This window comes from Candidatus Oscillochloris fontis (genome assembly GCF_004138135.1).
GTDB lineage: Bacteria > Chloroflexota > Chloroflexia > Chloroflexales > Chloroflexaceae > Oscillochloris > Oscillochloris fontis.
In genome coordinates, this window is record NZ_RYFD01000021.1 from 1 (window position 1) to 13,221 (window position 13,221).

The 13,221-nt window shown below is 58.5% G+C and carries 8 protein-coding genes; 1 reads left to right on the top strand and 7 read right to left on the bottom strand.

Annotation, left to right across the window (positions count from 1 at the left end):
- Positions 1 to 137 precede the first annotated feature (137 nt).
- On the top strand, positions 138 to 1,754 hold the full coding sequence (locus tag EKD03_RS09635) for a cache domain-containing protein (protein WP_161569226.1): 1,617 nt from the start codon (positions 138 to 140) through the stop codon (positions 1,752 to 1,754).
- A 579-nt stretch (positions 1,755 to 2,333) separates the two neighbouring features.
- On the opposite strand, the gene EKD03_RS09640 is transcribed toward EKD03_RS09635, so the two are convergent.
- From EKD03_RS09640 to EKD03_RS09675, 7 genes are all read right to left on the bottom strand, one after another.
- Positions 2,334 to 4,286 carry a hypothetical protein gene (locus EKD03_RS09640; protein ID WP_129630004.1) on the bottom strand — a complete coding sequence of 651 codons (1,953 nt, stop codon included), beginning with the start codon at positions 4,284 to 4,286 and terminating at the stop codon, positions 2,334 to 2,336.
- Entirely contained in the window at positions 4,276 to 8,334 is a 4,059-nt protein-coding gene (locus EKD03_RS09645) for a CHAT domain-containing protein (RefSeq protein WP_129630006.1), read from the bottom strand. The genes EKD03_RS09640 and EKD03_RS09645 overlap by 11 nt, the downstream gene beginning before the upstream one ends.
- A 129-nt stretch (positions 8,335 to 8,463) precedes the next feature.
- Entirely contained in the window at positions 8,464 to 8,730 is a 267-nt protein-coding gene (locus tag EKD03_RS09650; protein ID WP_129630008.1) for a hypothetical protein, read from the bottom strand.
- Positions 8,731 to 9,002: 272 nt separating this feature from the next.
- The gene (locus EKD03_RS09655; protein ID WP_129630010.1) at positions 9,003 to 9,212 is read right to left on the bottom strand and encodes a hypothetical protein; all 210 of its coding nucleotides are present in this window, start codon (positions 9,210 to 9,212) and stop codon (positions 9,003 to 9,005) included.
- A gap of 190 nt (positions 9,213 to 9,402) precedes the next feature.
- Positions 9,403 to 10,830: a nitrogenase component 1 gene (locus EKD03_RS09665; protein WP_129630014.1), complete on the bottom strand. Its 1,428-nt coding sequence runs from the start codon at positions 10,828 to 10,830 to the stop codon at positions 9,403 to 9,405.
- Between the two features lies 1 nt (position 10,831).
- Positions 10,832 to 12,271, bottom strand: coding sequence for a nitrogenase component I subunit alpha (locus EKD03_RS09670; RefSeq protein ID WP_129630016.1), 1,440 nt, complete (start codon positions 12,269 to 12,271; stop codon positions 10,832 to 10,834).
- A gap of 17 nt (positions 12,272 to 12,288) precedes the next feature.
- A complete protein-coding gene (locus EKD03_RS09675) occupies positions 12,289 to 13,212 on the bottom strand; it encodes a radical SAM protein (RefSeq protein ID WP_129630018.1) in 924 nt (307 codons plus the stop codon).
- Positions 13,213 to 13,221 lie beyond the last annotated feature (9 nt).

The window sequence follows — 13,221 nt, forward strand, 5'->3', positions numbered from 1 at the left end:
CCCGTTGCGGGCGTTCAAGGTGAGCGGGTGGGTAGTGCTATGTCGCAAAAAGACCTGGAAACTTAATTTACGGACTAATGAGTATGCTTTTGCGGGTGAGCTTTCAGACTCGCATTGTCCTGGTTATGTTCATAACTATGTTGCTCGTCGTCGGTGGGGCGGGAGGAGTGATTGATTATGTCTCTCAGCGCACGGTGATTGCTGAGAGCGAGCAGGCCATGCAGGAACTGGCCCAAACCGCGAGTGTGACGATTGCCAGCCAGTTTGTTCATGTAGCTACCTTTCCGCAGACTCTGGCTGCGCTGGTAGAGACTCTCGATACTTCGGCAGAGTCCCGTCTGCACTGGTATAACACGACGATCCCCGCCCTTTTTGCGGCTGCTCCACCTGAAGTACTTAGCCTGACGACCTTCTTTGAGCCGAACTTTATTCAAGGCCGCCCTTATGCTACGGTCTGGTATGTACGTGATGCGGCAGGGGCGATCCGGCGCATCACGACAAATATGCCCGGTGAACCTGGCTATGATCCCGACCAGGAGTTGTATAACTACTTTGAGCAGGAGTGGTACACGCAACCCATTGCTTCTGGGCAGTTGACATGGAGCGAACCCTACTTCGATGCCGGTGGTGCCGAAGTCACTATGGTTACGGCCTCGGTGCCAGTGGTGTATCACGGTGAGTTGGCCGGTGTGGCGACCGCCGATGTCCAGCTCGCAACGATCAATGCGTTTATCGCACAGATCCGCCCCACAGACGATAGCTATGTCATGTTGGTAAGTCATAAGGGCATCTTTATCGCCCATCCACGCCGGCCCGATCTGGTACTGACCGCAACCATTGGCGATGCCGCAACGCAAATGCAGAGCCAGGATCTCGCACGGCTTGGGGCGGCAATGGTTGGTGGGGAGAGTGGGTTGAGCTATCTGCGCGACCCCTTTACCAACACAGATATGGTCGTAGCGTATCAGCACATTGACGCAACCGACTGGTCGCTGGCCGTGCTGACGCCGAAGGCCGATCTCGTGCAGCCCGTGACACAGCTACGGACGACGCTAGTTCTGATTGGTGGTTTTGCGCTCGCGAGTGTAGCCCTGCTCGGCTGGTTTGGTACCACGACGGTGTTACGCCCGATTGTACAGTTGGTGCGCGGGGTGGAGCGATTCGCCGTTGATCGTAGTGCTATCTCACTGGGGATCAGGCGACACGACGAGATTGGACGGTTAGCCCAAGCCTTTGAACAGATGGCGGCGCAGATTGCACAGTCGTACAGCGATCTGGAGCATGTTGTCGCCGCACGGACGAATACATTACAGCAGACACTCAACGAACGCGACGCACATGCGCGTGATCTGGCGCTGGCTCTTGAGCGTGTGCAGCAGAAAGAGCAGGAGATCCAGGCGCTGAGTATGCCGGTAGTACCGATTCTCAAAGATACGCTGGTATTGCCGGTGGTCGGCGTGCTTGATGAGCGCCGTGCCCAGCAGTTGAGCAGCGCCCTCCTCGATGCCGTGGAGTGCCAGAAGGCACGGGCGGTTATTCTGGATCTGACTGGTCTGGCAATGATTGATGAGGCGATTGCGCAGCAGATTATCGCTGTTGCTCAGGCCACCCGCCTCCTGGGTGCCCATGTTACCCTAGTCGGCATTCGCCCCGAAGTTGCGCAGAGCTTGGTTGCCCTGGGGCTTTCTCTCGACGGCATCCGGACGCTGGCGAACCTCCAGGCGGCAGTGTCGGATGTGTTGCGGCGTGGGTAGGTTGTGGCGTAAAGTCTTGCAGCAACGCATTACTCAGTAAGGAACATGGAGGGGCGCATCGGGATGCGCCCCATTGCCGCCCGATGCCCTCACCCCTGGCCCCGCTCCCGCACGCGGGAGCGGGGTGATTCCGCAGCGCGATGCGTTCGATCCCCCCTCTCCCACGCAGTGGGAGAGGGGGCTAGGGGGTGAGGGCCGCCCGGCGCGGTGGGCGCGTCGCGACGTGCCCCTACGCACGCATGGACGGTTTCGTGCAAAACGTTACGTGACACCACGCTGGAGGGTGTGGCGTAAAGTCTTGCACGGTACATCACAAAAGGGGAGTAGCCGTCTCCATACCCTCCTCGCGCTGGCTTCGACAAGCTCAGCCAGCACGGGCATGGGGCGTTGGGACGCCGTTGGCGGTGGCTGAGCTTGTCGAAGCCAACGGCGGATAGTCGGTGCAAGACTTTACGCCACACCCTGGTGCGGGTTTTCCAATCATCCCGTAGGGGCGAAGCATCGCCCGTCATTGCGTAGCGGAACCCGAACTAGGTTGGCGGGCGATGCTTCGCCCCTACTGAGGAGAAGTGTGAACAGTTACGTGGAGAGCCGAATATCTCCATTGCCATACAGGGTATAGTTAAAAGCCAGAATGTTGTGGTATGTGTCGAGGTAGGTACGGCGTAGTTGCCAAAGGGTTGGGCCGATGGCATGGCCGCTGGTAAATGCCTTGAAGAAGTCTAGGGCGAAGCGGTGGGCGAGAAGTTTGGGCACGATCACCTCGGTGCCGATACAGCCGCGTGCTTGTTGATCTGCAATGAAGTAGCTTGCAAAGTCATCGTGGTGCGCAGGATCGCGGCTGACGCCTTCGCAGGAGTTCATAAAAATGAGGGGCCGCCCAACGAACGGTTCCAGTTCTAGGCGGCGCAGATCGGCGACCCGTGTGGGGATGTCTGGGCTGAAGAAGACGGTTGCCTCTGCGGGTAGGGACAAAGATTGGCCAGGTTGCTTGGCGCGGTGGCCATAGCAGAGGGTGTATATCAGTTTCGTTTTGTGCTGCTGCTGGAGCGCGTCAAGAAACGAATCTGCGCCGATGGTGGTGGTGCAGCCCTGCGCACCCAGGTGTTCATGCAAGACGGATTGCTGCTCATCAATCCACGCACCAAGATCGTAATCATCACAAAATGCCATGAATATATCGAGGTCGCTGGAATCAATCACCGGGCCGGGATAATCGCCGGGGTAGAGTGTTCGTAGATCGAAACGATAGCCCCAGAATCCCGACCAGTTGAGGTTGTCGGCGGTGATCGGGCCGGGTTGGTCATAGAGTAAGGCCCAGGGTAGGGCGAATTTGGGGTTTTCTAGCCGAATCTCGACTACTGTTCCTGCTTCTAGATTGCGTAGTCGTTTGGCGACTTCCTTGAGTTCGGCTGAAGCCTTGCCGGTGTAGAAGAGCATGTCCCAGATCTGACGCCCCGCATCGGCGAGGGCGACAGCCACTCGCCGCATGAGGGTTTCATTGATGTGCAGGCTGGTTTGGCTTAGGAATGGGTTTGGTTCCTCGGCATCGGGTTGGTTGGTGTTGACAATCTGCTCAAGCTCGCGGCGTAGGCGCGCCGCAGCGCCCCGTAGTTCTTCTTCGCTGACCGGGATGGTGTAACGGGCATCATGCACCCAGTCGGGAAGGCGGGCATCAATGCGCAGTGCAAAGCCAGCCGCCGTGTTGCCGGATGCTTCGAAGATCAGGTGAACCCAATGGGGTGAACTGGCCTGGAGATCCAATGGCTGGCTGATGCTTACGGTGTGGACGGGACTTGTGGAGTTCCCCGTCGCCTCACCGACAACGACGTAGAGCCAGAGGTTCTGGACGACAGTGCCGGTGTCCTTTTGGGCCACGCGGATGTAAAGTTTCTGCTGCCCGGTTTGTTTGGCGCGTACCAGCAAGAGCGCGTCGCGCACCGAATGGGCCAAGCCTGGTTGGGGGAGGGGCGCGACAAGCATGGTGTCCTCGGCAAGCCGGAACTCCCACACGTCAGGATCGCCATAGACGGAGACGCAAAACTCGACCGGGCCGGTTTGATCCTGGAACTGGAAGGCAAACGGCGGGCTTACACTGAGTGGGCCGGTTGCGGTTTTGGCTCCCACGCCAACGACAAGCGGGAGCCACTGGTTGCAGGGAAGGTGGCTGGCGTGTTCGTAGCCATCGAAGCGGACGTTGAGGAAGGAGCGATCTTGGTTACGAGTGGCTTCTGTTTCGGTTGGGGTATCACCGGCGCAGTCGGATGGTTCAACACCCCGCGTGGTTAATTCTGGGGCGGATTGAAGTTGGCTGATCTTCGTGATCAGGAGTTGGTAGATTTCTGGCGCACGTTGTTGCAGCAACCTACGCATCTGGCGGGCAACACGCGCCTGATCTTCCTGGTCGCGGTCGCTGGTGCGGTAAGTGGCAATAAGCGACAACAGATCCGCCTCCACGGCGTCCCAATCGCGCAGATTCTGCATCTGCGGCCAGATGGCCAGCAGGGCTGCAAGGGTCTCTTCACCGGCCATTATTATCCTCCATCACCCCATAGAATGCGAATGGTGCCCAGTAGCGTGGCGGCGCAAATGGGCGCTCGGTACGGTGTTGATTCTGGCCTATTTCAGCTTTGAGAAGCCCTTCTTCGATCAGGAGCCAGGGTAGGCGGCTGGTGGTTTGAGCGTCCATCTTCAGCGCCTCGTGGTGTTCGAGGTAAACCTGGAGATCTCGGTAGGTTATCTCGCGCAACCAACGCTGCGCCAGACGTAAGGCCCGCGCTGGCTGCTGGGGCCGTACATCCAGCGCACTATCACCCTGGAGGTAGAGTTCGTAGAAACGGTGCATCAGCAGGGCGGTACTCAGATCATCCACACTCCAGAGCGTACCTACCACCGCCGGAACCCCCGTTTGCAGGAATCCCCCTGGTAGCCCGATGCTCTCATCGGGTACGCGCTGGAAATCGGAGAGAGCGGTCTGGCAGGCCGACATGACCACCAGACGCAGATTGGCCAAGGCACTGGTATCCCCAGCAACCAGATCACGCAAGGTGATGCGGTCGCCACCTGCGAGGTAGAGGGCGGCATCGAGCGGATCATTGGCAAAACTGCCGTGGCAGGAGAAGTGGGCAATGGTTGCGGTGGGAAGAGCCGACCAGAGCGCATGGCGGCGGGCATCTTCTTTGTAAAACGGAGTAGATGCAGCACTCGGCAGTAACTCGCAGATAGCGACCAACTCAGGGCCAGCGTAGTTCAGATCGCGGGTGGGATTGCCCACCCCAGCTAAATGCAGCGCCGCGTGGCGCTGTTGATTCTCGCGCTGGGCGGTTGCCAGCATGCGCGCCGAGGGAGCATAGGCGACATCGAACTCGTCGAGCAAACAACGGGTTTGCCCGTCGAGGGTATACGTCGCGGCGTGGAGGGGTAACAGGCTGAGCAGGCCAGTGGGAATGAGGGTGACACCATGAGCATTTCGTTCGCGCAGCCATGCAGCCAGCGGAGCAATAATCTGTGTACCGAATATGGGCAGCGCAGTATCGAGCGCTGCGGTCAGCCACTGGTGATCACCGAGTTGGCCCGGCAGGTAGCCACCGACAACCTGATCACCTTCGCGGGTGATCAGGAGAGCATCGAGCATCTCCTGCGTGAAGCTATCGAGCAGCAGCACCTCTGGTTGATCAGCACCAGCGGTGACAATGAGCGCCAGACTCCCGTGAGGGGTAGTTAGCAGGTAGACCAGCGGGGTTTGCGGCATCGCTACGGCTGCAATGTCGGCATAGGTGGGCGAACGCAAGAAGGTGGCGTAGCCGGGAAGGTTACGGATGGCCTCGATCACCGCATCAAGTTCCTCGCGTGCGGCCAGGATCTGTACGATGCGATCCTGGTGTGTCGTGGGTGGAGGTGGCCCACTCTGCGGAGAGGTGGCTCGGTCGGCATGCTCGAAGGAGCGCACCTGTGACGCAGCCGCACGGTAGCGTTCGACAAGTTGCGGGGCGATTTGCTCAATAGCCGAGAGATCACTGCGGTCGCGGGCCAGCGTCTCGCCAAGGCCACGGGCACGCCCAATTTCGGCTACTTCTACGGCGCGTTGGCGTAATGCAGGCTGGCCCAGGCGAACCAAAGCATAGGCCGCCTGGATATGCAGCCCACGCGCATCATGCAACCATGCCTCTTGGTCGCTACGCCGGAGCTGCGAGCGATGCAGTTGCTCAATCGTGACTAGGCCCGTCTCAAAGGCCCGCACAGCCTCATCCCATGCCGCCCGCGCACTCGCCCAACGCCCCCAAGTCTGGGATGCTGTAAGGGCAACTTCAGGAGCAACGATCTGGCCGCGCTCACAGGCACTGGCATAGGCATGCTGCGCCTGTTCCAAGTCATTCAGTTGACCGCTTAGTGCATAGCGGTCACGCAAACCTTTGCCCAGATTAGTGAGGAAGATCGGCATGTTGGGAGAATCGGGCGCGGTACTATCCACTGCCTGCGTATAGTACATCAGTGACTGCTGCAAGTCCTCCTGCCGCCCACTTAGCGCATAGTGATAGCTCAGACCGATGCCCAGGCTATTCAAGTATCCTGCTCGATCAGGCGCGTTAGGTGCAGTGCTAGATACTGCCTGTTGCCAAAACCCTAGCGCCTGCTCCAAGTCCTCCATGTTCCTATTCCGCGCATAGCGGTCGCACAGGCACAGGCCCAGGTTGGTCAAGATTGATGCCCATTCGGGGGAGTCAGACTCAGTATTCGCCAACGCCTGCGCATAATACTCTAACGCCTGTTCCAAGTCTTCTAGCCGCCCGCTCCGCGCATAGCGGTCACGCAGTCCGTTACTCAGATTGCTCAGGTACCGCACATAATCAGGCGAGTCAGGAGTGGTACTATCCACCGCCTGCTGATAGACCTCCAGCGCTTGCTCCAAGTCCTTCAGTCGCCCACTCCGTGCATAACGGCCACACAAGCCATTACCCAAATTACTCAGGTACATCGCCCGGTCAGGAGAATCGGGTGGAGTTCTGGCAACCGCCTGCGCATAGCAATCCAGCGCCTGTTCCAAATCCTCCAGTCGCCCGCTCCGCGCATAGCGAAGGCTCATGCCAATGCCCAGATTATTCAAGTACCCCGCCCGGTCGGGCGATTCATGGGGAGACATCGCCACTGCCTGCTGCCAAACCTCTAGCGCCTGTTCCAAGTCCTCTAGTCGCCCGCTCCGTATATAGCGGTCATGCAAGCCCAAACCCAGGTTGTTCAAAATTGACACCCAGTCGGGAGAGTCGGGGGAAGTACTCGCCAATGCCTGCTCATAGCAATCCAGTGCCTGAATTAAATCCTCCAAGCGCCCACTTCGCGTATAACGAGCGCGCATGCCACTGCCCAGGTTATTGAGGTACACCGCCCGGTCGGACGAAGCGGGGGGGGTACTCGCCACCGCCTGCTGCCAAACCACTAACGCCTGCTCCAAATCTTCCATTTGCCCGCTCCGCGCATAGCGAGTACGCAGACTATTACCTAGGTTGTTCAGGATCATCGCCCGATCAGGAGAGTCGGGAAGAGTATTGTCCAGCGCCTCTTTTCGGAGATCAAGCGCACGATCAAGATCAGCGCTCTGCCCACATGACCAATAGCGGCGGAGAAATGTACCGCCAGCATTGTTGAGCACTGTGAGGCGAAAATTAAGCTGTGAGGTGGCGAAATCAGGGTGTTCCAAAATCGTATGCCATACGCTAACAGCCACATCGAGTGCGCTAGAATCACCTTTTTGGAGAAAGCGTTGTTCGGCTTGTTGGGCCTCAGTCAACCAGGTTGCAAATACGGTGGGGATAGCAATCTGGCTTTGTAACTGTGCTACCGATACCTCCATCTTCTCAGCAAAGGCCGCGTCTTGCCCGATCTGGTGGCAGCGGCGGAGCAGATCGCAGTGTTCGGTATAGAAGTTGGCACTATCAATATTACCCTCAGCCTGAGCAGCGATGATCTCTCGGTCAAGCATAGCGATTGCCTCGGTACCCAGCAACTCCGGGTGAGCCTGCAATTGGCGGTAGGATTCATCCCACGAATGGGCATTGAGGAAGGCATCAAGTACGTCGGCAAGCACGGGAGATGAGGAGATGGCGATGGAGGCGGGTGGTTCAATGGTCACAGATTCCCAAATTGCAACCTTAGAACTTTTGTCTCTTTTGTTAGGAAGACCATTAGGAGCAACGTTCTCAATTGCCGCAGCAAGCCTCTGGCGCGGGATGCTGGATACCCCCTGGGCAAGCCACGCATCATGCCATGCGGTACCGAGTTGCTCACGGATCAGACCGAGCAACTCTATGGCCTGCTGCTGGTCTTGTTCGTTGGTGGTGTGTTGGGCGGGTGAGAAGAGGATTGGCGGCGTCGCATTGGGCTGGAAGATCAGCAGTGGTGCATCAATCCCATCAAAGGTGTGAGCGCACTGTGGGCACGTCAAGGTATGAATAGTTCCAATGCGGATACGCTCAAGCAGATCGGGGCGCTCAGCGGCGGCAACAATCAACCAGACCGCGTAGGGGAAGGTGTGGCTGCACTGTGGGCAGGTGGTATCGGTGGTCTGGGAGAATGAGAGCGGCATAGATTCCTCCGCTTAGACCTTGGTGACTTGCAATTAGTATAGGCGCAAGTGGGGGGGAGTACAACAAACGAATCACAAAACCGGGGCGGCATAGCCGCCCCGGTTCTGATTCTGGGTTGGAGGTTGTACCTAGACTGCGTGGGCGACGTAGAGGCCCTCGAAGTCCCGGCTGAAGTCCGACCAAGACACTTCATCATCGCCGTAGAGTTCGCGCATCTCAGCAAGGAGATCACTCTGGCTGACCGGAAGGGGGGTGCTCCCGTAGAGCGCCTGGAGATCGATGGCCAACTGCTGGACGGTGACGTTGCTGCCGCTGTAGAGTGCGTGCAGGTCAGCGCCCATCTCCTCGAACGATACGACCGACTCGTTGATGAACTGATGTCCGGTTGTCTTCATCGACACACCTCTCCTTGGTTTCAATCTTGCGTGTAGAGTGCGTGCGGTTTGACCGCAGACGCTGTAGAGTTGGTTCCTAGATTGGATCATTGATCCAAACCTTGCCATAGTATATTTGGATTTTTTGTCTTATGCAAGCCCCTGAATTAGATCTTTTTGGAATTAAATATGATCTTCTAATAACGAATGCCTATCGGCTTTATATTCCGATAGGCATTTTATACTCTCTTTTAGGATCTTTTTTTAGATCGTTTTATTGATCATTTATTATACTAATCATCATCCTCAATCCAGGCCAAACTATAGATCTCACCGCCATAGGAGGTGTGGCTGCCCTGGGGCAGTGCGCCACCCGGCACAACCCGCCGGTAGACGTAGCGCAGGCGCCCTTCGTGCTGGACACACAGGTAGTCGCCGCTGGTCACGATCTGTGGCCCGTCGCTCCCGTCAATCCGCTCTTCGTAGCCGTATGCGTCGTCCATGAGGAGCCTCCTTTCGGTGTGAAGGGGCGCATTACGATGCGCCCTAGAACATGTATCTACCTCCGGTGGGGGGGTGGGGGTGGCTGCGCCCCAGATCTTCTTTTTTCTCGTATGTTGGTGGCACAGCCACCAACATACGAGAAAAAGAGCTTTTCGGGTGAGGCAAAGCCTCCCCCGAACCCCCACCGACTTAGTGTTTCCCGTTCGTGCTGCCGTTGGTGAAGGTGAATGGAATGCTGGTGTGGCCTTCGACACCGATTTCGAGCAGGGTGTTGCTGACGACTGCCGTCGCCTTGCGCTCGAAGACGACATTGGTGATCTCGTCTACCAGGGATATGGCCCCGTTGTAGCCAACGATGGAGCGGCGGTGGTAGCCGAAGCGATCCTCGACTGGGAAACCGAGCCGGATGAGGGGGATCTTCTCGGCGTCGGAGATGAATTTGCCCTTGGAGTGGCCGATGATGAGATCGACGGGGTTGGCCTTGATGCGCTTGTGGAGTTCGTGGAGATCGCCTTTGATGATGATCTCGCTCTCAACACCGAGTTCTTGGGTCAGTTCGACCATGCGCTCGGCCCAAGGCTTGCGCTCGTCAGCGGTCAGGATGTAGGCCGGGGTCATGCCCATTTCGGCGACGAGGCCGGTGAGCCCTTCGAGCAGATCGGGGTCGCCATAGAGCGCAACCCGCAGCCCAGTGGTGAACATGTGGGTGTCCACGAGGGCGTCGAGCAGGCGGGCACGTTCAACCTGGAGCGCCTCTGGGATAGCGTGGTCGGTGATCTCGGTCAGGGTCTCGACAAAGGCGTCGGTATTGGCCAAGCCGATAGGCATGGGGAGAATGTGTGCCGGGACGTTGTGGCGGCGCTCGTAGACCCGTGCCGCTTCGCCGCCGATGTGGCGCTGGAGGGCGATGGTGGCCAGCGACTTGGCGGAACTGCGCAGATCTTCGACGGTGGTGCCGCCCCGCGCAAAGTGCGGGCGTGGCTCGTAATAGCCGCCGTCGAGCGTCTCGGAGTAGTCGGTCAGCCAGAGACCGTGCAGACCCATCTCGCGCACGATGTGCTTGAGTTCGCGGATGTCACCGGGGTTGACCCAACCGGGGATGATGTTGATCTTACCGTTGGTCTCGCCCTTCTTCTTGCGCCGTTCGGGCATGGTGTTCGCCAACTCGGTTAGGAAGTTGTCGAAACCGGTGGTGTGCGTGCCGATGTAGGAGGGCGTCTTGACCGACATGATCGGGATGGTGATGTCGGGATTCTTCTCCTTGAACTCGTCAATGACACCAGGGATGTCATCGCCAATCGTCTCGGAGAGACAGGTCGAGCAGACCATGATCATGGTCGGGTGGAAGCGCTCCCAGATATTCTTGAGCGCGGCGAGCAGGTTATTACGACCACCATAGACAGTGGTCTTTTCGGTGAGTGAGGTGGTAGCGACCTCAACCGGCTCGCGGAAGTGGCGCGCCATCTGGTGGCGCGGGTAGGTGGCACAACCCTGCGAGCCGTGGTTGATGGTGATAGCACCGTGAATCCCGTAGTTGGCCAGCATCGCCCCGATGGGAGCACATGAGCGGGTGGGGTTAATCGCCACCGCGCGATCTTGTAGTGTTACGCAGCTCATATTAATCAGCCTCCTCAAAGCCGTGGGCGAAGCCGTGTGCCGAGTGGTGCGCAGCCGGAGCGGGGCGTGCCCGATTGCGCAGCGTGCCCCAGATCGGAGCGTGCAATGCCTTGTCCATGTCGCGGGCGAAGTTGACCATGCCGATGAAACCAGCATAGGGGCCGGTGTCGTAGGTGTGGCCGTTGACAAAGGGAACACCGAGCTTGTAGGCGAGGTACTTCTCCTTATTGCCCGAAATGAAGAGGTCGGGGCGGCGCTTGGTCAGGATCTCCTCGATCTCCGGGACGTTGGGGTTGTCAATCATCATCGCACCCTCGGAGATCTGCTCGAAGATCTTCTCGTAGTCGTCGTCGTGGCCGAAGGTGGTGGCGGCGGTCATGGTCTCCATGCCCAACTCGCGCAGCAGTTCGATCCAGTGCCAAGTGCGCGGGCCACCCTGGTAGATGAAGACAGTCTTGCCCTTGAGGCGCTCGCGGTAGTAGTCAATCTTGGGCTGAATCTTGGCCAACTCGCGCTCGATGATTTCCTCGGCCTCAGCCTCAAGCCCAAAGAACTTGGCGGTGTCGCGCAGGGCTTGGGACATGTGCTTGATGCCCCAGAGGGTGACATTGATGGCGGGGGTGCCATACTTATCGTGCATCATGTCGGCGATGTAGGTGGCTGAACGCTGGCAGTGGATGACATTAAGCGCCGCTTTATGCATGATGCGCAGCTCATCCACGCCGACATTACCGGTGAAGCGGGTAATGATCTTCAGCCCAAGCGCCTCGAAGAGGTACTCGAAGGTGCGGATGTCGTTCTTGATGTTGTAGTCGCCAACGATGTTGATCGTGCGGCTAAAGTCGCCTTCTGGCTCAATCGAGCCGACGAGCTGGCGGAAGATGGTCTCGTTACCGACGTGGTGGCCCATGGACTGGCTGACGCCCTTGAAGCCCTCGCACTCGAAGAAGACGACCGGCTTGCCAATGATCTCCTCGGCCTGCTTGGCCACATCGCGGCCATCATCGCCGATGAGGGCGGTGGCGCAGGTGTTGTAGACAAAGACCGCCTTGGCTTCGGGAAACTCGCGGTTGGCTTCGATGATGGACTGAAGCAGTTTCTTCTCACCACCGAAGACGATGTTGGTCTCTTTCATATCCGACACGAAGGTGTACTTCATGTGGAAATCGGTATCGGCCAAGTGGGGGCGATAGCCCCAGGAGAAGAAGGCGCAACCGATGGGGCCGTGGGTGAGCTGGATAGCATCCTTAACGGGGCCGCCGACCACACCACGACAACCGGCATAGGTACAACCGCGCTCAGTCATATCGCCGGGGGTGGTGGCCGAATTGCTCACAATCCCACAACTCGTCCCGTCACCGCGCTGACAGCCACCACCGGCAGCCTTGAGCGCAATATGGGTTCCCCGTTCGGGGAGGGTCTCATTACATTTGAACTGCATCGTCATCTCCTGGTTGATTAGTCCTGCGGATCGGCGTGACGCTGGGCGAGGAACTTGGGCACACAGACCGTTTCGGGCTTCTCGGTACCGCAGCCATCCTCACCGGGCACTCCGATGGCATCGGCGCGGCAGCGCTGGCAGTTGCGGAACTGTTTGATCACCTGACCACAGGCATTGCGTACCGATTCGACCATCTCGGTAGTGGGTTCGGGCAGGTGGGCGAACTGCGCGAGGGGCAACATGGGGATGACATTCATAATGTAGGCACCCCAATCACGCACCGTCCGGGCAACCTCAAGCATGTGGGCGTCGTTGATACCGGGGATAAGAACCGAATTCACCTTGACCAGCATGCCGCGCAGATCAGCCTCACGCAGGCCCAGGAGCTGGTTATGGAGCAGGAGTTCGGCGGCGGCGCGTCCACGGTAAGTTTTACCCTTATAGCGAACGCGGGAGTAGATCTGCTCACCGATGGCCGGATCAACCGCATTGATGGTGATAGTAATCGTGGTGATTCCGGCACGTTCAATCTGATCGATCCGGTCGGGAAGGAGCAGGCCATTGGTCGAGATACAGCGGGTCAGTTGGGGAAACTCATCACGCGCCAACTCGAAGGTCTGCAGCGTAGCATCATTGGCGAGCGCATCGCCGGGGCCAGCCACCCCCAACACCCGCAGGCGCGGGTCACGCCCAACCGCCTGGCGGATCGTGGAGAGTGCCTGGTCGGGCGAGACCACCTGCATCGTCACGCCAGGACGGTTCTCATTGGGGCAGGCATACTTGCGCAGACAGTAGTTGCACTGGATGTTGCAGCGCGGCGCCACCGGGACGTGGATGCGCCCGTAACGAAAGTGGGCAGCAGGGCTATAACACGGGTGGGTGTCAATATCCACCTTGGGGGTACATGTCCCCTCACACGCCTGCGGGGCTGGAGCTTCCATAACATCACC

What these genes read in the sequence shown, in the direction of transcription:
- EKD03_RS09635 (WP_161569226.1), top strand. Translation starts at nt 138, where the DNA reads ATGTTGCTCGTCGTCGGTGGGGCGGGAGGAGTGATTGATTATGTCTCT.
- EKD03_RS09640 (WP_129630004.1), bottom strand. Translation starts at nt 4,286, where the DNA reads ATGGCCGGTGAAGAGACCCTTGCAGCCCTGCTGGCCATCTGGCCGCAG.
- EKD03_RS09645 (WP_129630006.1), bottom strand. Translation starts at nt 8,334, where the DNA reads ATGCCGCTCTCATTCTCCCAGACCACCGATACCACCTGCCCACAGTGC.
- EKD03_RS09650 (WP_129630008.1), bottom strand. Translation starts at nt 8,730, where the DNA reads ATGAAGACAACCGGACATCAGTTCATCAACGAGTCGGTCGTATCGTTC.
- EKD03_RS09655 (WP_129630010.1), bottom strand. Translation starts at nt 9,212, where the DNA reads ATGGACGACGCATACGGCTACGAAGAGCGGATTGACGGGAGCGACGGG.
- EKD03_RS09665 (WP_129630014.1), bottom strand. Translation starts at nt 10,830, where the DNA reads ATGAGCTGCGTAACACTACAAGATCGCGCGGTGGCGATTAACCCCACC.
- EKD03_RS09670 (WP_129630016.1), bottom strand. Translation starts at nt 12,271, where the DNA reads ATGCAGTTCAAATGTAATGAGACCCTCCCCGAACGGGGAACCCATATT.
- EKD03_RS09675 (WP_129630018.1), bottom strand. Translation starts at nt 13,212, where the DNA reads ATGGAAGCTCCAGCCCCGCAGGCGTGTGAGGGGACATGTACCCCCAAG.